A 20,905-nucleotide genomic window follows, 5' to 3' on the forward strand; every position below is an offset into this window, starting at 1 on the left:
CAGCCGGCGTTGACAATGCGTAGCGGCCTGACCGATACCGAAGCGCGGGCGCGCCTGACGCGTGATGGGCCGAACGCGTTGCCGGTGTCACGCCCGCGCAGCGTGCTGCGGCTGCTGGGCGATGTGGTTGCCGAGCCGATGTTTTTGCTGCTGGTGGCGTGTGGCGTGATTTACCTGGCATTGGGCGACCGCAATGAAGCCCTGATGCTGCTGGGTTTCGTGTTCGTGGTGATGGGCATTACCTTCGTGCAGCAGCGGCGCACCGAGCGTTCGCTGGAGTCGTTGCGCGACATGTCCAGCCCGCAAGCACTAGTCCTTCGTGACGGCAAAACGCAAAAGATCGCGGGCCGTGATCTCGTCTGCGGCGACATCGTGCTGCTCGCCGAGGGCGACAGGGTGCCGGCCGATCTCGACCTGATCGAGGTGTCCAATCTGAGCGTCGATGAATCGATGCTCACGGGTGAATCGGTGCCGGTGAGCAAGCAGGCCGGCACGACTGCGGGCGCGGTCGATCCATCCTCATCAGCGTCAGCAGAAAGTCAGGCGTTTTCCGGGACGCTGGTCACACAGGGCACGGCGCAAGGCTGCGTGATGGCTACCGGCGAGCGCAGCGCGCTGGGCCGGATCGGCAAGTCACTCGCGGCCCTGGGCGGCGAGGATACCCCCATCCAGAACGAGACCCGCACAGTCGTCAAGCGCGTCGCGATCGTCGGCCTGATGCTGGCGTCGGGCCTGGCGGTGGCCTACTGGTTCAGCACCGGCGACTGGCTGCATGGTTTGCTGGCCGGTCTGACACTTGCCATGGCGATCCTTCCCGAGGAACTGCCGGTGATCCTCACGCTGTTCCTGGGTCTTGGTGCGTGGCGCCTGTCGCGCGAGAAGGTGCTGGCGCGTAGCATCCCGGCGGTCGAGCTGCTGGGGGCCACCACCGTGTTATGCGTCGACAAGACCGGCACGCTGACCGCCAATCGCATGGCGGTTCGCCGACTCTGGACAGAGGCGGATGCTTATGACAGCGCCAAAGCCGACGCGACACCGTTGCAGGAAGCCCTGCACGGTGTCCTCGAATTCGCCGTGCTGGCCAGCCATCGGCGTGCCTTCGATCCGATGGAAACGGCCATCGCCGAGTCCGGCAAACGACTGCTTGCCGGTACCGAACATCTGCATGACGACTGGACGCTGGTGGACGACTATCCGCTATCGCGCGCGATGCTGGCGATGTCCCGGGTCTGGCAATCGCCGGATCAACAGGCGCTGATGATCGCCGCCAAAGGCGCGCCGGAAGCCATTGTCGACCTCTGCCACATGGATGCAACACGGCAGGCCGCGATCGCTGCGCAGGTTGCGATCATGGCCGGCGATGGCTTGCGCGTGCTGGGCGTGGCGCGGGCCACATTTGCCGCGGCCGCGCTGCCGGACCAGCAACACGATTTCGACTTCGTGTTCCTCGGACTGGTCGCGCTGGAAGACCCGGTTCGCCCTGACGTACCCAAGGCCATCGCCGAGTGCCGAGCCGCCGGCATCCGCGTGGTGATGATCACCGGCGACCATCCGGTCACGGCGGTGTCGATCGCGCGGCAGGCGGGGCTGACTACGGACGGCGAGGTCATGACCGGGTCCGAGCTGGCGACTCTGAACGACGACGAACTGACAAAACGGCTTGCCGCCACGCACGTCTTTTGCCGGGTGCAGCCGGAGCAAAAGCTGCGGCTGGTGCAGGCGTTCCGTGCGCGCGGCGACATCGTCGCCATGACCGGCGACGGCGTCAATGACGCACCGGCGCTCAAGGCCGCCCACATCGGTGTGGCCATGGGTGCGCGTGGCACCGACGTGGCGCGCGAAGCTGCCGCGCTGGTGCTGCTCAACGACGACTTCTCGTCGCTGGTGACGGCCGTGCGCTATGGCCGCCGCGTCTTTGCCAACCTGCGCAAGGCGATCGTTTTTGTGGTGGCAGTGCACGTACCCATCGTCGGCCTGTCGATCCTGCCGGTGCTGCTTGGCTGGCCGATGCTGCTGATGCCGGTGCATATCCTTTTTCTGCAGCTGATCATCGATCCGGCATGCTCGGTGGTGTTCGAGGCGCAACCGCTGGAAGCCGATGCGATGACCGTACCGCCGCGCCGGCAGGATGCGCGCCTGTTCGACCGGACAGTATTGATTCGCGGCCTCTGGCAAGGCATGGGATTGCTGGCGTTGCTGCTCGGGGTGCATGCACTGGCGCGCCAGTTTTCCGGTTCGGATGAAGTGGCGCGTGCGCTGACGTTCACGGTGCTGGTGCTGTCGAACCTGGCGCTGATCTTTGCCAACCGGTTCTGGAACCAGCCTGCGTTGCTGGCACGCGGTGGATCGAACCGTGCCTTCGTCTGGATCGCCGTGGCGACCGTCACCATGCTCGGCGCGATCATCGGCGTTCCGTTTCTCAGCGGCTTGTTCCTGTTTGCCACGCCGCCGCCGTGGATGCTGCTGGCAGGGGCCGGTGCGGCGGTAGTGAGTCTGTTGTGGTTCGAGGTGGTCAAGTGGGGGCTCAGGAGCCGTGTTGCGGCGTAATGCGCTGCGCTGGCTGCGCCCCAGGAGTCGGGTGGGGTTGTCGGCATCGATGACCGCGTGATTGTGGTCATCGATGCCGACGCGGCTGTCATGGTGCGCTAGCCAACATGCTGTTTCACGCTGGCAGGAAAGCCCGGTGCGCGCCGATGCAGTGTCGATTGCTCGAACGCATACGCCAGTTTGATCAGCATGCCTTCGGCATACGCGCCGGCGACAAACGAGACGCCGACCGGCAGACCGGCGACATAGCCGGCCGGCACCGTGATGTGCGGATATCCGGCAACCGCTGCCGGCGTTGAAAAACTGTCGCCGAAGTGATCGGCGTTGATGGTGTCGGTCAGCCAGGCCGGACCGCCGGTGGGGGCGAACAGCGCGTCGAGCTTGTACTCGGCGAGCACCTGGTCGATGCCTTCGGTGCGGGAGTATTGCCGATTGTTGGCCAGTGCCGCCAGATACTCCGGGCTGTCGAGTCCGCCCTTGGCCTCGGCGCGCAGGAACAATTCCTGGTCAAAGAATCCCATCTCGGTAGCGCGGTGCTGCTGGTTGAACGCGATCACGTCATTGAGCGTGCGCACCGGCGCGCCGGTGGCGAATTCGGCCAGGTAGGTATTGAGGCCGGTCTTCAGTTCGTACAGCAGCACCTCCAGTTCGGAGTCACCGTACTTGCTGATGTTGGGCAGTTCGACGTCGACCAGAATCGCGCCTTTGGCCGCCATCACTGCCAGCGCGGCGCTGGCCAGTGCCTGCACCGCCGGATGGGAGGCGGTGGCATTGCGCACCACGCCGATGCGCGCGCCGCGCAAGCCATCCGCGTCGAGAAAGCGCATGTAGTCCTGCCGCTTGATCCCAGCGGTGGCGCTATCGTGCGGGTCCGTGCCGGTCATGGCGCCCAGCAGCACGGCGGCATCGGCCACGCTGCGTGTCATCGGTCCGGGAGTGTCCTGTGTGTGCGAAATCGGAATGATGCCGTCGCGGCTGATCAATCCGACCGTGGGTTTCAGACCGACCAGACCGCAGATCGAGGCCGGTGACGTGATCGATCCATCGGTCTCGGTGCCCACGGCAATGGCCGCCAGACTGGCTGCGATGGCTGCCGCCGAGCCGGAACTGGAGCCGCTGGTATTGCGGTCCAGCGCATAGGGATTACGGGTCAGGCCACCGCGCGCGCTCCAGCCCGAGGTCGAGCGGGTCGAACGGATGTTGGCCCATTCGCTGAGGTTGGTCTTGCCGAGGATGACGGCGCCGGCTTCGCGCAATTGCGTCACCAGAAACGCGTCGCGTGGCGCCTTCGCACCGACCAGTGCGAGAGAGCCGGCCGTGGTCTGCATGCGGTCGGCGGTGGCGATATTGTCCTTGATGAGTACCGGGATGCCATGCAGCGGACCGCGCGGACCCTTGCTTTTGCGTTCGGCATCGAGCGCTGCAGCAATGGTCAGTGCATCGGGATTGCGTTCGATGACGGCGTTGATGTGCGGACCGGCCTGGTCGATGGCCTTGATGCGGGCCAGATAGTGTTTGGTGAGTGCGGTCGCGGTCAGCGTGCCGGCGGTCATTGCTGCCTGGAGTTGGGCGACGCTGGCATCGATCAGGTTGAGTTGGCCAGACGCAGCGATGGCGCTGTTGGCGCTAATGGCAACGGTGCCGAGTGCGCCGGCGGCGCCCAGCTTGATGAAATTTCTGCGATGCATGCGAGCTCCAACCTGTGTTTTGGTGCCAAGACGTTAACACAGGTTGACGAACCATGTTTGCCGGAAGGCAAGCAGCGACGGTCGTCGCAGGCCGGGCTTCCGGCGCGGAACGGGTTTTAGCCCAGCAGCTTGAGCAATGCTTTTGCGGCAGGCTCTGACGACGCCGGATTCTGGCCCGTAATCAACATTCCGTCGGTGACGACGTAGGGCTGCCAGTCCCCCAGTTTCGAGTACGTGCCGCCGTTTTGCCTGAGCATGTCTTCCACCAGAAAAGGCACCACGTCAGTCAGGCCCACGGCCTGCTCTTCGGTATTGGTGAAGCCGGTGACGGCCTTGCCATGGACTACCGATGTGCCGTCCGGATTTTTCGGATGACGCAGAATGCCGGGAGCGTGACAGACCGCCACTACCGGTTTGCCGGCCTTGAGCATGGTCTCGATCAGTGCGATGGAGTTCTTGTCTTCGGCCAGATCCCACAGCGGACCATGTCCACCCGGGTAGAACACCGCGTCGAAGTCGTCCGCTGTCACGGTATCGAGCTTGACGGTGGTGGCCAGTGCGGCCTGGGCAGCGGTGTCTGCCTTGAAGCGATGGGTGGAGTCGGTCTGCGCGGTCGGGTCGTCGCTTTTCGGGTCCAGTGGCGGCTGACCACCCAGCGGTGAGGCCAGCGTGATCGTTGCACCGGCGTCCTTGAAGACGTAGTAGGGCGCGGCAAATTCTTCCAGCCAGAACCCGGTCTTGTTGCCGGTGTCACCAAGTTTGTCGTGCGAGGTCAGTACCATTAATAGATTCATGTCGTGCCTTTCGAATAGGGTGTGAACGTCCGGATTGCGGACCGGGAGTGCGGTGCGGACTGCGGCTGCTTGCATCACGCAGGAGGACTATAAGCGCGTTCCCGCAACGCCGTCCGTGCGCTGGCACACTTGCCAATTCGATATGAGTCGACGGTGCCCGGGTGCCGCAGCGCGCTGCGCATCGGGCATCTCCGGTGCCAGTGAATATTCCTGATAACAGTGCTAGACTCGGGCGTCATTTCGTGACCTGGGCAGTAAGCCTTTTTTTAGCCAACTGATGTCCCACCCTGAGGATTTAACATGAACATGAATCGCCGTACTTTTGTCATCCATTCGCTGGTCGGCACCGCCGCACTGGCCGCCGCCACACTGACCCGCGCTGAAGCAGCCAAGGTAGCCGAGACCGATCCGCAAGCGATCGGCCTGGGCTACAAGGAAGACGCTACCAAGGCAGACAAAGCCAAATTCCCGAAATACGCTGCCGGCCAGCATTGCGGTAATTGCCAGTTGTACCAGGGCGGCGCTACCGGCTACGGTAACTGCGCACTGTTCCCGGGCAAGCAGGTTGCTGCTGCCGGCTGGTGCAGCGCCTACGCCAAGAAGGCCTGATCGACCGGTTATTTCACCGTCGGTCCGACAAGAAAGCACGCAGTCAGCGTGCTTTTTTTTGCCCGGTGCATTGGTGTGCCGGCGCGGCGTTGGTGCTTTGATAGGCTGGGTGTGTACGCCGCGCTGTTAGGATGACTGGCACGGAAGTCTGGTCTCGGGAAGGAACCCATCATGGAAGTGGAACTGAAATTGCTCATCAAGCCGGCTGATGTCGCGGCCTTGCGCAGGCATCCTTTACTGAAACAGCTCGCCACGGCAAAGCCGCGCAAGCAGCCGCAGCAGGACAGTTACTTCGATACACCCGACCTGCAATTGCGCGCCGCCGGAGCGGGCCTGCGCGTGCGCCGTGTCGGTGGCGGATGGATACAGACCTTGAAGGCCGGCGGCAGTGTCGCCGGTGGCTTGCACAGCCGGCATGAGTGGGAGTCGCCCGTCGCCGGCCCGTTGCCGGAGCTGGCAGCACTGCGTGCGCTGGTCGGGAAAAAAGGCCCGTGGGGAAAACTGCTGCGCTCTGCCGAATTTGAAGAACGACTGCAGTCGCTGTTCGAGATCGACGTCGTGCGCACAGTCTGGGACCTGCGTCTGGCCGATGGTGGCGAGATCGAATTCGTCCTCGACCAGGGCCGTATCGATTGCGGCGGCCAGAGCGTGCCGATCAGTGAAATCGAACTGGAACTGAAATCAGGCGATCCGCTGCACCTGTTCGATTTTGCCCTCGCGCTGCAACAGGATATTGCGCTGAGAATCGGCAACCGCAGCAAGGCCGGACGCGGCTATGCCTTGCTCGCACCGCAACCCGACAAGGCAGTCACCGCCGCGCCGATCGTCCTGTCGACGCAGATGTCGCTGGTTCAGGCGTTCCAGACCATCGCGTCGAATTGCCTGACGCAGATCCAGTCCAACGAGGCGGGCGTGGAATGCAGGTCCGATCCCGAAAGCCTGCATCAGATGCGCGTCGGTCTGCGCCGCCTGCTCGGTGCAATCGGATTGTTACAGCGCTGGCAGCCGTGTCCGGTGTCACTGCGCGACGAACTGGACTGGCTCGCCGCGCAACTTGGGCCGGCGCGTGACTGGGACGTGCTGGCCGGGACCACGCTGTCGACCATGGCTGACATGCCATCCGACATCGATATCGCCGGCATGACACTGGCCGCCCGTCGCACGGCGCAAGCCGCGCATGACATCGCATCGGCCGCCATTGGTACGGCGCGTTACACCCGACTGATGCTGGGTCTTGCGCGCTGGCTCTTTGGTATTGCCGCCGTCGATGAGCAGACCGCAACGCCACTCCATCTGACATTCATTGTGCACGATCTACTTGCACGCAATCAGGAGCGCCTGGCCCGTCGCAGTCACCAGTTGCGCGATGGCACGCCGCAAGCGCGGCATCGCCTGCGCATCGCAATCAAAAAACTACGTTACGCGACCGAATTTTTTTCGTCGCTTTACCCGGAAAAAAACATGCGTCGATATGCCCGTGCACTGGCGGGTCTGCAGGACCAGCTTGGCGCGAGAAACGATGCGGCCGTGGCCGGTCGGCTGCTGCAGCAATTGCAGCTCGCCCAGCCGGAACTGGCGGGCAGCATCGGCTTTGTACGTGGCACGCTGGCGGTCGGGATCGAGCGCGATGACAAAGCTGTTCGCAGGCGCTGCGAAGAGCTTGCGGCGATCTCGCTGGCCGGGTAGCCGCGCTGGTTTTACGGGTGCGGGAAGCATGACGCCAGACCGGCTGGTGCAACCGGACCCGGTTATTTTCCGGGCAGCAGAGACACTGCTCGCCCACGTCTATTCAACCCTCACCATCAGGCCACCATGATCACCGTCCACCATCTGGAAACATCCCGCTCGCAGCGCATCCTCTGGCTGCTTGAAGAGCTTGGCGTCCCCTACGAGATCAAGCGTTACCAGCGCGACAAAAAAACCCGGCTCGCGCCGCCCGAACTCAAAGCCGTTCATCCGCTGGGCAAATCACCCGTGATCACCGACGGCGGTATCACGGTGGCCGAATCGGCGGCGATCATTGAATATCTGGTCGAAAGTTACGGCGCTAACGGCAGCGGCGACGTCGCCGCCTTGCAGCCAACAACCGGCACACCCGAGCATCGCCAGTGCCGCTTCTGGATGCATTTTGCCGAGGGATCGCTGATGAACTGGTTGGTCATGAAACTGGTTTTCATGACCATTCCGACGCAACCGATGCCGTTCTTCGTGCGACCCATCGCCCGCAAATTATGCGAACAAGTACAGATAAAACTGATCGATCCGAATCTCGCCACGGCGCTGGCATTCATGGAACAGCATCTGTCCACGCACGCCTGGTTTTCCGGTGACCAGTTGACCATGGCCGATTTTCAGATGAGTTTTGCGGTCGAGGCAGCGCTGTCGCGGGTGGAGGGCGCGAACCGGTTTCCGGCCTTGCTCGCATATAAAAAGAAAATGACGGCGCGACCGGCGTATCAGCGTGCGATTGAAAAAGGTGGGCCGGTGATGATGTCGGCTTGAGTCTGGGGGCGGCTTCACCGAAGTACCGCTGTGGCGCCTTTTGCGCGAACTTACTGGCGGTATCGACATCGGCTGAAGCCAGGGTAGCGTCCATCAATGCTGCCAGGATGACCAATGTGAACGATGTCATCTAAGTTGTCCTCAGTAGTGGAGGGATAAATGGAGGGCACGATTGGATGCGTCTTCCTAAAATAGGCCTCGACTAGCCGACTGCGTTCGCGCCGAACCAAAAAAAATCGAAAAAATCGAAAAAAGCGATAACTGTAAGAAAACGCCAATCACACCGACCAATTAGAAATATGTTTGCAAAACCGCGAACCCGCTTGGTTCCGGCGCGCCTCTTGGTGGTAACCAAGAACCAGCTAGACCGCAAGACCACCCATCTGGATGACATGATCCAGACCCGCAATTTTCATTCGGCAGTTTTTGTAAATGACTTTTAAGCTTTCCCGCCAATTAATCACCAAGACACTTCTCATGAACCTCGCAAAAACTGTTTTCACTATCGCCCTCACATCCCTGGCCTCGATTGCCATGGCTGGCGACATCAAACCCTTCAGCCAACAGGAGTTCGACCAGCTCACCAAAGAGGGCAAACCGGTTGTGCTGGATATCAGCGCCACATGGTGCCCCACCTGCAAACAGCAAAAGCCAATTATTGACGGCTTGATGAAGCAGCCCGCCTACAAAGATGTGACGCTGATGACTATCGACTTTGACAGTGCCAAACCCACACTGAAGGCCTTCAAGGTCAACATGCAAAGCACGCTGGTCGCCTTCAAAGGAGAGAAGGAAGTAGGCCGCACGATTGGTGACACAACGCCCGCAGGCATCGAGGGACTGGTTAAAAAGACGGTGAATTGATGGATTTCGGGATCGGCTCTTACGGATTTGGTTTTCTGGCAGGGCTGCTCTCGACGCTATCGCCTTGCGTTTTGCCCATCATACCCATTCTGCTGGGATCAGCCACCAACGCTCATCCGAAAGCGCCGTTAGCGCTTGCGGGAGGCCTTGCTATCTCCTACGCCATTATTGGAACCACGCTGGCTTGGGCAGGCTCCGCGCTCGGCTTGGATACTTCGATATTTCGTGGCATCGGAGCCGCCGTCCTGGGACTGCTGGGCCTCGTGCTGATTTCGGGGAGCCTCCAGCAGCGCTTTGCCTCGGCAACCTCCAGTATTGGCGACGCAGGCAACAACCTGATTTCAAGGATGCAACTGGATGGTTTGTTGGGCCAATTTGCAATTGGCTTGGTGCTTGGCGTGGTTTGGAGCCCTTGCGTGGGGCCGACACTGGGCGCGGCCGTGGTGCTTGCCAGCCAGGGCTCGCAACTTCCCCAAGTCGCCTTGCTGATGGGGATTTTTGGCCTTGGTGCGGCGTTACCTGTGGTGGCGCTAGCCTATGTCTCGCGGGGAGCCATGCTCAAGATGCGCGGCAAACTGATGGTGGCGGGCAAGACCGGCAAAATGATCCTTGGAGCCATCATGATCGCGCTGTCGGTGGTGATCTTGACTGGCGCCGACAAGCCGATCGAAACATGGTTAGTGGATCAATCACCGGCCTGGTTAACGCAGCTGACTACCCGGTTTTAATCTATGAGCCTCCGCGCATTGAACCGGAGCGTAACACCGGCAAAGGAGCGATCAGACTGCGATCGGCTATTTTTTAGCCATGTGCCAGGCGGATGCACGCAGCCACACCCGCAAGCATTGCTACGCCGGGCACGCGGATGATGCAATCCAGGAATCGTTGCTCGTCATCTCTCGCAAAGTGATGAGTCTCGATATTGTCGCCGCGTGCTCTGGCTGGCTAAGCACCCGCACCAAGCGTGACTGCCGCAGGCTCGATCGCAAAATGTTCAAGATGGAATCCCTCGACGAAGATTTGGCCGAGCACCACATGTCAAGCAAGACCGATAACGAGTTGAGAATCGACCTTTTCGCTGCTATTGAATCTGCTCCCGCCCGCTATCTGAATCTGGTGCAATTGCGCGACTTTGATAAGCCACCATTTCAGAAATTGGACAGCGACTTGACGAGCAAGTCGGTACTGTGAAAGGCCGGTTACACCGGGCGCGCAAACTCGTGTGCGAATACATGCTCGGACCACAGGCGAAACCCAAGAACTACTCCGCATGAATTACTTTATTACTAGGATAAAAAAATGACACCAACACCCTTGATGCCGCGCCAGAAAGTTCCAGCTTTGAATGTTGCATTGACCGTCGGCGACCGATTCGAGTTAGGTTCCGCACCCGCCGAAAAGTTTGACCTTCTGGTCTTCTATCGCGGTATGCATTGCCCTATTTGTGCCAAATACCTGTTGGAGCTTGAGCGGCTTGCTCCCGAGTTTGAAAAGCGTGGCATTCACTTGATAGCCATCAGCAGCGATGATGCAGATCGTGCTCAAAAGATGTCCGACAAGGCCTCGGCCAAGGTCGTGAAATTTGGCTACGGACTTGAGTTATCAGTCGCGCGCCAATGGGGTCTGTATATCAGCTCCGGGCGCGGACTTACGTCCAGCGGAATCGAGGAGCCCGCATTATTCAGCGAGCCGGGTGTTTTTCTGGTAAAGCCGGACGGAACGCTCTATTACGGCGCGACGCAAACCATGCCATTCGCTCGACCACAGTTTCAGGACCTCCTTGGTGCTATCGACTTCGCTATCGCAAACGATTATCCCGCCCGCGGAGAATACGCAGAACAGGTCTGAAATTTAAAATTCAAGAAATTTATGGGGAAAGCAGGGGGCATCGGGAGAAGGTGTACAACATCGAGTCGCCCGACAAGTTGAATTAGGCTTAATGGCACTTGACTGCCACGCTTGACGTCGTCTTCTCCTCAGGCACGAAATCCATTGCAGAGCCAAGACGTAGTCCAGTATGCGCCTACCTCAGTCGCTGTATCCCCGCTCACTGAAAGGGGTGGTCGGCATGGCTCCCGACTGCAGTGCCGTGGTCAAGTAATTTCGGACACGCCGGGCGACAGAAAATTCTGGCAGTGGCCAACAGTGCTGAATTTGCCCGATTTATGTGCTGGTACAAAAGGCCAAAGACAAAGACAAAGACAAAGACAAAGACAAAGACAAAGACAAAGACAAAGACAAAGACAAAGACAAAGACAAAGACAAAGACAAAGACAAAGACAAAGACAAAGCCAAAGCCAACGGCTTGCGCCGTATCCCTGGTTGCGACGCGTGCTGCGTGATTTGTCAGCGTCTATACGGTGGAGGAGATCGAGGCACTATTAACGTGGAATTTGCATGGGGTGGAGTTAACCCGCTGACGCAGATGTCGAACAGGCCGTAGTGTATGAAGCGCTGACGGAATTACTCATGCAAGCTGCATAATTTGACGTGACATCTTTGTTGACAGCGTCCGAAACCTTGACTCACATGGCCTCAACTTCTCTGACCACCTGGTGCGGATCTGCATGCCAGATGGTGTGGCAGGGGAGCGGCTAACTACCGCCCCCTATGCCGATCAAATTTAATGTGTACTAACGCACTTACTTTGCCATTTCATCCTTGGCCATGTGATCTTTTTTCATTGCATCTTTGGCCATGGGATCCTTCTTCATGTCGTCTTTGGCCATGTGATCTTTCTTCATTTCGTCTTTGGCCATATGGTCCTTTTTCATCATTCCATCTTTGGCCATATTGTCTTTTTTCATCATTCCGTCTTTTTTCATTTCACTCTTACTCATGGCATCCGGCGCCATGGCATCTTTTTTCATCGCGTCTTGAGCAAAAGCAGTGCCAGACATTAAGAGGCAGGCAGAAAGTACAACTGTAGTGATCTTCATAATATTTTCCTTTGAGTGGGTTTTGTCGTACTGTTAAATTACAAGTGCTGAAACTTCAGAGCAGCTGGCTATTCAGCTGCCACCGAACCAGTTGTACCCCTGATCTTCCCAGTAGCCTCCGGGGTACGTATTCGTAACGAAAATCGCCTGTATGTGCTTCGGATTTTTGTAGCCAAGTTTCGTTGGCATTCGCAGCTTCATCGGGTAACCGTAGCGTGATGGCAGTTCTTTACCGTCGTAAGTTAAGGCCATCAGGGTCTGCGGATGCAGTGCGGTACTCATGTCGATGCTGGTGTAGTAGTCGTCTGCACATTTGAAGCCGACATATTTAGCGCTGAGATCGGCGCCGACCTGTCGAAGAAAAGTTGAAAATGGCACACCGCCCCACTTGCCTATTGCGCTCCAACCTTCGACGCAGATATGCCGCGTGACTTGGTCTGTTTGGGGCATCGCACGTAAGCGCGCCAACGTCCATGGTTTGCGATCTGCCACCAAGCCGCTCAATTCGAGCCGCCAGGTATCACCGTCAATTTCGCGGACTTCGTCGATACCATAATAGGCATTGAAAGGAAAAGGCCGTGTGATCATGGATTCCGGATACGTAGGCGCCAGTTGGCTCGGATCAAACAGCAAGCCCTGAGCCTTGTCGTTAAAGCGCGATACGCTGGCCAGCGCAGCTTCAATGCTGCCGGCATCATTAAGTGAGCAGCCGGTCAGAAGGGTAAGGCCTCCCAGCGTCAATGAGCGCTGCAAAAATGCGCGGCGTGATGCACCAGGGGTGTCGCGGATCGCATCCACCAGCATGGCGGCGCCGATTGTATTTATCGGAATTATTTTTTTCTTAAACATAGTGTTTTCCTGACTTTCACCGACCACGTATCATTGGTAAAAACGTACGCGGCACCAATGCCACCATCGCTAGATGCACAAGCACGAATCCAACCAGCGCCGACATGGCGATGAAGTGCACGCGACGCGTATTTTCATAACCACCTAACAATTCACGTAGCAGCGGAAACTGTACCGATTTCCACAACACCAGCCCCGACAGAACGAGCAAAATGCAATCGATCATCACGAACAGGTAGGCAGACCGTTGAACGGTGTTGTACTGCTGCGGGTCGGCGTGCGTCAGTTTTCCCTTAAGCGCTTCAGCCAAATCACGAAAAAATTGGGTTGGCGCGAGAGGAAAAAATCGTTGTTTCAAGCGTCCCGAGAAAAGATTGATAAGCAGGTAGAGCAGGCCATTACCGACTAAAAGCCACATCGCTGCAAAATGCCATTGCAATGCGCCGCCTAGCCAGCCGCCCAGAGTGATCCATGACGGGAGTGTGAACGGGTAGAACGGCGCGGCGTTATAAATGCGCCAGCCGCTGCTGGCTAACAAAATTACGGCCAGTGCATTCAGCCAATGGGTAGCCCGTAGCCATGCAGGATGGATGGTCTGAGATTTTTTCATCACAGGCCCCGTGGCGCGTCACACTGCGCCGTGCTGACCGCCTGAAGGATACGGCTTCCATCCTGTACGAAAGCAGATGCCTTTAAATGCTCCCGATTCCAGGATGCTGGCAGCGAGATTTCTTTGCTCAAGTTTGCTGAACCGTGCTCGAGAGGAATTGGACCAAACAATAAACGTACCGCGTTGTCGTGTTGCAAAGTCGCACCACTGTTTTCACCGCGCAGTACACGTCGGACAAGTCCGCTTTCGCTGACGGCCACATATAACATCCCAGAAATGTGGGCGTCTCTGGCCGTGACATTCGCGTCCAGGAGTACAGTGCCATTCGCTGACGGAGTCGACTTGAGACCGATCTCCACGGGTGCTGTTTTTGCATTAATGCGGCGTATCGCAGCGGGTAAATCTGCGCTCCAGCTGCGCAATTCGCTGCCATTAACGAAAAACTGCGGCGTGTAGACGACCCGGTGCTGCTGGTTTTCTAGCAATTTTCTCTGTCGGCTATCAAATGTCTTTTGTGCGAACGAGTCAATCCAGCCAATGCTGTCCCAATAGCTTACGTGCAAGGCGAGCGGAACCACCACAGCCTCGGATCCAACTTGCCGGCGCAGATCATTCAATGTGCGATCAGCAGGCGGACAGCTCGAACAGCCCTCGCTCGTATAAAGCTCAATCAGCGCGGCTGTCGCCGTACCGCTTTTTACCTCACATACCTTGTTGGCATAGGATGGCGCGGCTATCACAAGGCTAATACCGAGGACGAGTAATTTATTTTGGTGCATGATGCGCTGCCGTTTTGCGTTGATGTACCTGATAGTTCGAGCGCATCGCGGGTTTGGTTACAGAATTAAAATCTTTTTTTATTTACTATTTATTTTTCAAATCAAGTTACCAAAGGCGAGTGTGCAACGAATACCTACAAGTGATGGTCTCCACGCCGTCGAGATTCGCCTGTATGGATTGTTACAGGAGGGTCTTGGAGGAGATTCGAAGGCATATCGCAATTTTTTGCAGGCGACAGCGACGCATTTGCGTGCTTTCCTGCGTCGCCGCATGCACCGTTGGCCTGATGACGTGGAGGATCTGGTGCAGGAGTGCCTGTTAGCGATTCACAATCAGCGTCTGACGTACGATTCGGAAGTACCTCTGACCTCGTGGATGTATGCGATTGCAAAGTACAAGTTGATTGATTGGATGAGGCGTCACGCACGGCGCGAAATGCGAAATGAACCTTTCGATGACGCGCATGAACTATTTTCAAGCGCGGATACGGATGCCGCAGAAGCTACTCGTGATCTGCAAAAATTATTGGCCTTGTTGCCAGAAAAACAAAGAGCAGCGATCGCGCATACAAAGCTCGATGGTTGGTCGGTGCGTGAGACGTCGAGCGCACTGAACATATCGGAAGCAAGCGTCAAGGTTGCAGTCCATCGCGGCTTGAAAGCGCTGGCCACCAAATTACGGACGGGTATATGAAAACAGACGATCTGATTACAATGCTGGCGACTGGGCCAGATGTGGATTTGCCGTTACGGCCCAACATCGAAGGCGTTGCGCTAGTCGTTGCCGCTATCCTGATTAGTACCGTACTGATGGTCGCAACACTTGGTGTACGAGCGGACCTGATTCAAGCAGTGGCGTTGCCAGCGTTTTGGATAAAAGTTACTTTCGTGCTCGCGCTTGCGCTTTTTGGTTGGCGAGCTACCGAGCGACTCTCGCTGCCGGGAGTGCGAGTCCGCAGCCTGCCATTTTTGATCGCGGCACCTTTGGTGATGATGTGGACGCTGGGTCTCGTCACAATAATAAACGCCGAACCCGATGCACGCGCCCAATTGTTCTGGGGGCAGACTTGGAAATACTGTCCAGCTTTGATCGCCATGTTATCGCTACCGATTTTCGGCGCAATAATGTTGGTCTTGCGGCGCACGGCACCGACCCGGCTGACGTTGGCAGGCGCTGCCGCCGGCTTCGCGGCAGGTTCTTCTGCGGCGCTTGTATATACGCTGCATTGCCCAGAAACGGCATCTAGTTTTATTGGTTTCTGGTACGTCCTGGGGATTTTGGTGCCCACTGTATTCGGTGCACTTATTGGGCGCAGGGCACTAGCGTGGTGATGCGATATCTGTTGATTTGTGGTTGCGGTAGTTGTCCATCAAAATGCCGCGTCAATTCATGCCGCAATCTTTAGCGCTTGAGTTTCAGCCCGTTCCGGATTGATCCACACTTCGTTCTTCAGTTGCCAATTGCGCGTGTCACCCGACCAGCGTTTCGGGTGACACCCGACTGAACGAGGGAACAACGACCAGTTTTTCCAAGGTCGCTAACACGGTCACTCCTTTCATCGCACTCCCGTGATCAGAATGGAGTTCTACACGCGATACTGCCGATCCTTCCGACAGACTTGCCTTGCAAATCAACTGCGCCGGCCGATCGGTCGGTTCGGCGATCGGCACTTCATGCGCCGCGATCTTGCGACTAGTTACATCGAGCACCGTTTACCAGTAAAAATACAGCACCTTCACGGCAGTTGGCCGCCAGGTAATGTCGCACGACCACATGAGATTGGCTTCGGTCATACAGTGACTCTGCACGACTCTGCGCGTTGGTGTGTTGGCCCGTCCGCCTTCATTGCGCATTACACCGTCGATTCGGCCGCCAGATCCCCGCCCCGGTCCACCAGCGTCGGCACAATCTGACTCGGTGGCAGACTGCCAAACTCCATACTGTTGATTACGGCCAGAATTGCCTGACGCTCATCTTCGCTGAGCTTGTTGGCTGGTGCGGTGCGCGATGCTGTCTTGCGTCCATCCTCACTGCTCATGCCACCTTCCTGCGTCCAGCTCTGGTGGGTGCGCAGGCTGATGATCAGGGCCGCGCATGCCAGTGCTCGCCGACAGCCGCTTGCGGCGACTTCTTCAATCAAGGTGATTGCTAACTGGCAATCAGGGATGCCTGTCCGTCGTCCGCGGCATCCCCACAGATCGCCTGGACACGATCAACGTCCCATCACCACCACACCCAAAACTAGTTGTTAAAAGTCAATCAAGATATCTGGTGTGATGGTGATAATCAGTTGCGGCAGTAATCGCCCATGCGGTTGCATTAAGTAACAGTTTGTTCAGAAGATTCGATCTGCATCATAGTTGTGTATAAAACAATCTGGTCGAATGGCATACCCGATACACCAAGGTCTTGCGGTGCGGAACAAAAAGCGCATTTCGCTAACTAACTCGTTGATCCGCAAGGCAACCAGCCAGCACCACACCGATCAGCGATCAAGCGTCATCACTACTCAGGCAATTAGAACAGGATTCCAATGCATTTGAAAAACACCTTGGCGACACTGTCGTCGCGCTCGTTGCGGCATCTGTTGATGCCGTTATTGACACCGTTGATAACACCATTGCTCGCTTTCTGCCTCGCATTGACCAGCACCGGCGCATTCGCCTTCGGCTTCAACGATATCACCCAGCGCGCCAAGTTACTGTCACAAGGCAGCTATAAAAAGCCTGCTAACAATTTACCCAAGGCTATCGATAGCCTGACTTACGACCAGTACCGCGACATCCGCTTCAACACCGACAAATCGCTCTGGCGCAGCGCCAGGCTGCCGTTCGAGGTGGCGTTTTTTCACCAGGGCTTGTTTTACGATCATCCGGTCAAGATTAATGAACTGGTGGATAAAAAAGTGCGGGAGATCAAGTTCGATCCGGCCAGCTTCAATTACGGTAAGAACAATATCGATCCGCAGCAGCTGCAGCAACTCGGTTTTGCTGGTTTCCGCATCCATACCGGATTGAATTCGAAAAACTACAAGGATGAGGTGATGGTGTTTCTCGGTGCGAGCTATTTCCGCGCACTCGGCAAAGGGCAGGCGTATGGCATGTCGGCGCGCGGGCTGGCGCTGGATACCGCACAAAACTCCGGTGAAGAATTTCCGCAGTTCACCGAGTTCTGGCTGGAGCGACCGCAGGCCAATGACAAGGACATGACCATCTATGCGTTGCTGGATTCGCCTCGGGCGACGGGCGCTTATCGCTTCACGATCAAGCCGGGCGCCGAGACCACCGTGGATGTGAAGTCGCAGCTGTACTTGCGCGAGAACGTCACCACGCTGGGTATCGCGCCGCTGACCAGCATGTACTTTTTTGGCGAGAACCAGCGTTCCGCGGTCGAAGACCATCGGCCTGAAGTGCATGATTCGGACGGCCTGTCGGTACATACCGGTACCGACGAATGGATCTGGCGGCCACTGGTCAATCCGAAGCGGTTGCTGGTGACGTCATACGCGCTGGAAAACCCGAAGGGCTTCGGCCTGATGCAGCGCGACCGGGAATTTTCTTCGTACCAGGATCTTGAGGCGCGCTACGAAAAGCGGCCTAGTGTCTGGATCGAACCCAAGGGCAAGTGGGGCAAGGGCCGCATCGAGCTGATTCAGATTCCAACTGCCGACGAAACCAACGACAACGCGGTGGCATTCTGGGTCCCGGAGGCTACGCCTAAACCGGGTCAGCCGTTCGATATCGAATACCGTATGGCCTGGCAAAAAGAGGCCGATACCCAGCCGCCGCTATCGTGGGTCAGTCAGACCCGGCGTGGCCATGGCTACACCAAAAAAGTGGATGAAAGTATCGCGCTAATTGTCGATTTTGAAGGCCCGGCGTTGAAGAAATTACCGGCCGATGCGAAGGTTGCAGGTGTCCTGACACTTGACGCCAATGGCAAACTGCTGGAAGCCAATACCTACCGCAATGACGTTACGGGTGGCTGGCGCATGGCAGTGCGGCTGAACCGCACCGATGACACCAAGCCCGTGGAACTGAGCGGCCGTTTGCGTAATGGCACCGACACTGTGTCCGAAACCTGGAGCTACATATTACCGCCCAACTAAGCATCGTCCCGGCCAGGACCGGGCATGAGTCACCGGGGGCGCTGGCCTGCGCCGGTTACCTGGATCAGCTTCTCCTCACACCGGAGCAACGGCAACGCCTGGAGGCTGTCACCGCGCAATGTGACCAGCAACCCCGGCAGGCAATGCAAGCGTTGCATGCTGCGCTGGCCGGTACCAGCGGTACCAGCGGTGCCAGCAGTGCCGATCATCCGGACGATTCCGCCTACGCATCGATTGCGTCGCGACTGGCCTTGTTCGCGGCGGCACCGCCGCCGCCGCCGCCGCCAACCCTGCCGGCCATTGACATTGACCGGGCCGGTCGCCACAGCCATCAACCCCGCGAGAATCAACGTCGGCTTGCCACGACCACGCCGCCGCTGAACCGTACGTCGATGGTGCCGCAACCGTGGGGCGAACTGAACCCGTTGATACGCTGGTTCCGCACACTGACCGGCCTGCCTGAGCGCACCGGCCAGGATGCGCGCAAGCGTGCCGCGCCGATCGACGCACCGGACCCGCGCGGTAACTGGCAGCGTGGCGGACTGTGGCGCCGGCTGACCCTGCTGGTGCTGATGGTTGGCCAGAGCGCGCTGGGCACGTATTTCATGAGCGCGGTATTGCCTTACCACGGCGCAAAGCCGCTGGAAATGGGCATGCTGGCGTTGTTCGCGATCCTTTTTTGCTGGGTGTCGGTCGGGTTCTGGACTGCGATGGCGGGATTTCTGGTGCTGTTGCGGGGAGGTGACCGCTATCTGATTTCGACCCATGTGCCGGATGGCGGTGTCGAGCCAGCCATCGATCCTGCGGCACGCACGGCGATCGTGATGCCGATCTGCAATGAAGATGTCTGCCGTGTATTTGCCGGTCTGCGCGCAACGATCGAGTCGGTGCAGCGCAGCGGTGAATTGCCGCAGTTCGACTTCTTTGTCCTGAGCGACAGCAACGAGCCCGACCTGCTGGTGGCCGAACTGGCGGCATGGAACCAGTTGTGCCAGGAGCTCGATGGTTTCGGCCATATTTTTTATCGACACCGGCAGCTGCGGGTCAAGCGCAAGAGCGGCAATATCGATAATTTTTGTCGGCGCTGGGGCAGCAATTATCGCTACATGATTGTGCTCGATGCCGACAGCGTGATGAGCGGTCACTGCCTGACACGGCTGGTACGCCTGATGGAAGCCAATCCCGGCAGCGGCATCATCCAGACAGCGCCGCGCGCATCCGGGCGCGACACCCTGTATGCGCGCATTCAGCAGTTTTCTTCGCGCGTGTACGGGCCATTGTTCACCGCGGGGATGCATTACTGGCAATTGGGCGAGTCGCATTACTGGGGGCATAACGCCATCATCCGGATGGCGCCGTTCATGCGCCATTGCGCGCTGGCGCCGCTACCGGGGCGTGGCGTTTTCGCCGGCGATATCCTGTCGCATGACTTTGTGGAAGCCGCGCTGATGCGCCGTGCCGGCTGGGCGGTCTGGATTGCCTATGACCTGCCGGGCAGTTACGAAGAAATGCCGCCGAACCTGCTCGACGAACTCAAGCGCGACCGCCGCTGGTGTCATGGCAATCTGATGAATTTCAGGTTGTTCATGGCGCAGGGCATGCATCCGGTACACCGTACGGTGTTCGCCACCGGCGTCATGGCGTATCTCTCGGCGCCGCTGTGGTTTTTGTTTCTGGGGCTGTCGACCTCGATGCTGGCGACGCATACGTTGACGGTACCGGAGTATTTCACGATGCCGCGCCAGCTCTTTCCGACCTGGCCGGAATGGCATCCCGAAAAAGCCGTCGCGCTGTTTTCCGCCACGGCCACGCTGTTGTTCCTGCCAAAAATCCTGAGCGTGCTGCTGGTCTGTGTGCAGGGCGCAAAAGGGTACGGCGGCGTGCTCCGGCTAACCCTCGGGATGTTCATAGAGATGGTATTTTCGGCGTTGCTGGCGCCGGTGCGGATGCTGTTTCATTCGCGCTTTGTGGCGGCCGCGTTTCTCGGTTGGGAAATGCGCTGGAAGTCGCCACCGCGTGACAACGCCGAAACCGGCTGGTCGGAAGCTCTGCGCAAGCATGGCAGCCAGACGCTGCTCGGGCTGGTATGGGGTGGCGGTGTGTACTGGCTCAACCCCTCGTATCTGCTGTGGTTGCTGCCGATTGTCGGTGCGCTGGTGATCTCGGTGCCGCTCTCGGTCCTGTCGAGCCGCGTTGCGCCGGGACGCACCTTGCGGCGCTTGCGCCTGTTCCTGATCCCGGAAGAAGTGCAACCGCCGCCGGCATTGCGCGCCACCACCGCCCATCTCGCTGCGTCGCTTGCGCCGCCCACCTTTGCCGACGCAGTCGTTGATCCGCGTCTGAATGCGCTGGTTTGCGCCTGCGCTACGGCGCGGCCGGGTTTGCCGCTGACGACCCGGGCGCAGCATGCGGCGCTCGTGGACAGGGCGCTGCTGGAAGGACCGGATGCGTTGACGCCAGCGCAGGCCGGCCTGTTGTTGCAGAACCCGCTGGCGCTGTCACGGTTGCATTTGGCGGTGTGGAGTGCACCGCTTGTGCATGCGCAGTGGCGGGTATTGACGGGAAAAGGGCGAGGGCAGTTGATGGTCTGAAGGTCAGCGGATCAGACAATTGGA

20 protein-coding genes are annotated in these 20,905 nt (G+C 58.4%); 13 read left to right on the forward strand and 7 right to left on the reverse strand.

Features of this window, described 5'->3' with window-relative positions; genetic code table 11:
- Nucleotides 1-15: 15 nt before the first annotated feature.
- On the forward strand, nt 16-2,547 hold the full coding sequence (locus ABD720_RS15580; RefSeq protein ID WP_344764599.1) for a cation-translocating P-type ATPase: 2,532 nt from the start codon (nt 16-18) through the stop codon (nt 2,545-2,547).
- 98 nt (nt 2,548-2,645) lie between these two features.
- Here the strand turns inward: ABD720_RS15580 and ABD720_RS15585 are convergent, their stop codons facing one another.
- Both ABD720_RS15585 and ABD720_RS15590 read right to left on the reverse strand, forming a co-directional pair.
- On the reverse strand, nt 2,646-4,235 hold the full coding sequence (locus ABD720_RS15585) for an amidase (RefSeq protein WP_344764601.1): 1,590 nt from the start codon (nt 4,233-4,235) through the stop codon (nt 2,646-2,648).
- A 116-nt stretch (nt 4,236-4,351) separates the two neighbouring features.
- Nucleotides 4,352-5,029 (reverse strand): type 1 glutamine amidotransferase domain-containing protein, encoded by a 678-nt coding sequence (locus ABD720_RS15590; RefSeq protein ID WP_344764603.1) that lies wholly within the window; start codon nt 5,027-5,029, stop codon nt 4,352-4,354.
- Nucleotides 5,030-5,329: 300 nt separating this feature from the next.
- On the opposite strand from ABD720_RS15590, the gene ABD720_RS15595 reads away from it, so the two are divergent.
- From ABD720_RS15595 to ABD720_RS15630, 8 genes are all read left to right on the forward strand, one after another.
- The gene (locus tag ABD720_RS15595) at nt 5,330-5,638 is read left to right on the forward strand and encodes a high-potential iron-sulfur protein (RefSeq protein ID WP_344764605.1); all 309 of its coding nucleotides are present in this window, start codon (nt 5,330-5,332) and stop codon (nt 5,636-5,638) included.
- Nucleotides 5,639-5,809: 171 nt separating this feature from the next.
- Nucleotides 5,810-7,324, forward strand: coding sequence for a CYTH and CHAD domain-containing protein (locus tag ABD720_RS15600; protein WP_344764607.1), 1,515 nt, complete (start codon nt 5,810-5,812; stop codon nt 7,322-7,324).
- Between the two features lie 126 nt (nt 7,325-7,450).
- Nucleotides 7,451-8,140, forward strand: a complete 690-nt coding sequence (locus tag ABD720_RS15605; protein ID WP_344764608.1) for a glutathione S-transferase family protein — start codon at nt 7,451-7,453, stop codon at nt 8,138-8,140.
- Nucleotides 8,141-8,617: 477 nt separating this feature from the next.
- Nucleotides 8,618-9,004, forward strand: a complete 387-nt coding sequence (locus ABD720_RS15610; protein WP_344764609.1) for a thioredoxin family protein — start codon at nt 8,618-8,620, stop codon at nt 9,002-9,004.
- Nucleotides 9,004-9,732 carry a cytochrome c biogenesis CcdA family protein gene (locus ABD720_RS15615; RefSeq protein WP_344764610.1) on the forward strand — a complete coding sequence of 243 codons (729 nt, stop codon included), beginning with the start codon at nt 9,004-9,006 and terminating at the stop codon, nt 9,730-9,732. The genes ABD720_RS15610 and ABD720_RS15615 overlap by 1 nt, the downstream gene beginning before the upstream one ends.
- A 79-nt stretch (nt 9,733-9,811) precedes the next feature.
- Nucleotides 9,812-10,195 carry a sigma-70 RNA polymerase sigma factor region 4 domain-containing protein gene (locus ABD720_RS15620; RefSeq protein ID WP_344764612.1) on the forward strand — a complete coding sequence of 128 codons (384 nt, stop codon included), beginning with the start codon at nt 9,812-9,814 and terminating at the stop codon, nt 10,193-10,195.
- A gap of 108 nt (nt 10,196-10,303) precedes the next feature.
- On the forward strand, nt 10,304-10,852 hold the full coding sequence (locus tag ABD720_RS15625; protein WP_344764614.1) for a peroxiredoxin-like family protein: 549 nt from the start codon (nt 10,304-10,306) through the stop codon (nt 10,850-10,852).
- Between the two features lie 319 nt (nt 10,853-11,171).
- Nucleotides 11,172-11,447: a hypothetical protein gene (locus ABD720_RS15630; RefSeq protein WP_344764615.1), complete on the forward strand. Its 276-nt coding sequence runs from the start codon at nt 11,172-11,174 to the stop codon at nt 11,445-11,447.
- A 199-nt stretch (nt 11,448-11,646) separates the two neighbouring features.
- Here ABD720_RS15630 and ABD720_RS15635 read toward each other — a convergent pair whose 3' ends face one another.
- The 4 genes from ABD720_RS15635 to ABD720_RS15650 all read right to left on the reverse strand — a co-directional run bounded on the left by ABD720_RS15635 (nt 11,647) and on the right by ABD720_RS15650 (nt 14,181).
- A complete protein-coding gene (locus ABD720_RS15635) occupies nt 11,647-11,943 on the reverse strand; it encodes a pentapeptide MXKDX repeat protein (RefSeq protein ID WP_344764616.1) in 297 nt (98 codons plus the stop codon).
- A gap of 72 nt (nt 11,944-12,015) precedes the next feature.
- Nucleotides 12,016-12,747, reverse strand: coding sequence for a molybdopterin-dependent oxidoreductase (locus tag ABD720_RS15640; protein ID WP_344764965.1), 732 nt, complete (start codon nt 12,745-12,747; stop codon nt 12,016-12,018).
- Between the two features lie 61 nt (nt 12,748-12,808).
- Nucleotides 12,809-13,402: a cytochrome b/b6 domain-containing protein gene (locus tag ABD720_RS15645; RefSeq protein ID WP_344764618.1), complete on the reverse strand. Its 594-nt coding sequence runs from the start codon at nt 13,400-13,402 to the stop codon at nt 12,809-12,811.
- The gene (locus ABD720_RS15650) at nt 13,402-14,181 is read right to left on the reverse strand and encodes a DUF1223 domain-containing protein (RefSeq protein WP_344764620.1); all 780 of its coding nucleotides are present in this window, start codon (nt 14,179-14,181) and stop codon (nt 13,402-13,404) included. Before ABD720_RS15650 ends, ABD720_RS15645 begins: the two co-directional genes overlap by 1 nt.
- Before the next feature lies 1 nt (nt 14,182).
- On the opposite strand from ABD720_RS15650, the gene ABD720_RS15655 reads away from it, so the two are divergent.
- Nucleotides 14,183-14,875 carry a sigma-70 family RNA polymerase sigma factor gene (locus ABD720_RS15655; protein ID WP_344764622.1) on the forward strand — a complete coding sequence of 231 codons (693 nt, stop codon included), beginning with the start codon at nt 14,183-14,185 and terminating at the stop codon, nt 14,873-14,875.
- Nucleotides 14,872-15,513, forward strand: a complete 642-nt coding sequence (locus ABD720_RS15660; protein ID WP_344764624.1) for an NrsF family protein — start codon at nt 14,872-14,874, stop codon at nt 15,511-15,513. The genes ABD720_RS15655 and ABD720_RS15660 overlap by 4 nt, the downstream gene beginning before the upstream one ends.
- Nucleotides 15,514-16,034: 521 nt before the next feature.
- On the opposite strand, the gene ABD720_RS15665 is transcribed toward ABD720_RS15660, so the two are convergent.
- Entirely contained in the window at nt 16,035-16,322 is a 288-nt protein-coding gene (locus ABD720_RS15665) for a hypothetical protein (RefSeq protein WP_344764625.1), read from the reverse strand.
- A 450-nt stretch (nt 16,323-16,772) separates the two neighbouring features.
- Here ABD720_RS15665 and ABD720_RS15670 point away from each other — a divergent pair, with 450 nt between their 5' ends.
- Both ABD720_RS15670 and mdoH read left to right on the forward strand, forming a co-directional pair.
- Complete coding sequence (locus ABD720_RS15670; RefSeq protein ID WP_344764967.1) at nt 16,773-18,290, forward strand: glucan biosynthesis protein G; 1,518 nt, start codon at nt 16,773-16,775, stop codon at nt 18,288-18,290.
- Nucleotides 18,263-20,881, forward strand: a complete 2,619-nt coding sequence (gene mdoH, locus ABD720_RS15675) for a glucans biosynthesis glucosyltransferase MdoH (RefSeq protein WP_344764969.1) — start codon at nt 18,263-18,265, stop codon at nt 20,879-20,881. The genes ABD720_RS15670 and mdoH overlap by 28 nt, the downstream gene beginning before the upstream one ends.
- The last annotated feature ends 24 nt before the right edge of the window (nt 20,882-20,905 follow it).

It is taken from the genome of Actimicrobium antarcticum (assembly GCF_039536745.1).
Lineage (GTDB): Bacteria > Pseudomonadota > Gammaproteobacteria > Burkholderiales > Burkholderiaceae_D > Actimicrobium > Actimicrobium antarcticum.

Coding starts and splice junctions, on each gene's coding strand:
- ABD720_RS15670 (WP_344764967.1), top strand. CDS start 16,773: ATGCCGTTATTGACACCGTTGATAACACCATTGCTCGCTTTCTGCCTC.
- ABD720_RS15625 (WP_344764614.1), top strand. CDS start 10,304: ATGACACCAACACCCTTGATGCCGCGCCAGAAAGTTCCAGCTTTGAAT.
- ABD720_RS15620 (WP_344764612.1), top strand. CDS start 9,812: ATGTGCCAGGCGGATGCACGCAGCCACACCCGCAAGCATTGCTACGCC.
- ABD720_RS15645 (WP_344764618.1), bottom strand. CDS start 13,402: ATGAAAAAATCTCAGACCATCCATCCTGCATGGCTACGGGCTACCCAT.
- ABD720_RS15615 (WP_344764610.1), top strand. CDS start 9,004: ATGGATTTCGGGATCGGCTCTTACGGATTTGGTTTTCTGGCAGGGCTG.
- ABD720_RS15610 (WP_344764609.1), top strand. CDS start 8,618: ATGAACCTCGCAAAAACTGTTTTCACTATCGCCCTCACATCCCTGGCC.
- ABD720_RS15580 (WP_344764599.1), top strand. CDS start 16: ATGCGTAGCGGCCTGACCGATACCGAAGCGCGGGCGCGCCTGACGCGT.
- ABD720_RS15650 (WP_344764620.1), bottom strand. CDS start 14,181: ATGCACCAAAATAAATTACTCGTCCTCGGTATTAGCCTTGTGATAGCC.
- ABD720_RS15600 (WP_344764607.1), top strand. CDS start 5,810: ATGGAAGTGGAACTGAAATTGCTCATCAAGCCGGCTGATGTCGCGGCC.
- ABD720_RS15640 (WP_344764965.1), bottom strand. CDS start 12,747: ATGCTGGTGGATGCGATCCGCGACACCCCTGGTGCATCACGCCGCGCA.
- ABD720_RS15660 (WP_344764624.1), top strand. CDS start 14,872: ATGAAAACAGACGATCTGATTACAATGCTGGCGACTGGGCCAGATGTG.
- ABD720_RS15595 (WP_344764605.1), top strand. CDS start 5,330: ATGAACATGAATCGCCGTACTTTTGTCATCCATTCGCTGGTCGGCACC.
- ABD720_RS15590 (WP_344764603.1), bottom strand. CDS start 5,029: ATGAATCTATTAATGGTACTGACCTCGCACGACAAACTTGGTGACACC.
- ABD720_RS15635 (WP_344764616.1), bottom strand. CDS start 11,943: ATGAAGATCACTACAGTTGTACTTTCTGCCTGCCTCTTAATGTCTGGC.
- ABD720_RS15585 (WP_344764601.1), bottom strand. CDS start 4,235: ATGCATCGCAGAAATTTCATCAAGCTGGGCGCCGCCGGCGCACTCGGC.
- ABD720_RS15605 (WP_344764608.1), top strand. CDS start 7,451: ATGATCACCGTCCACCATCTGGAAACATCCCGCTCGCAGCGCATCCTC.
- ABD720_RS15655 (WP_344764622.1), top strand. CDS start 14,183: ATGCGCTGCCGTTTTGCGTTGATGTACCTGATAGTTCGAGCGCATCGC.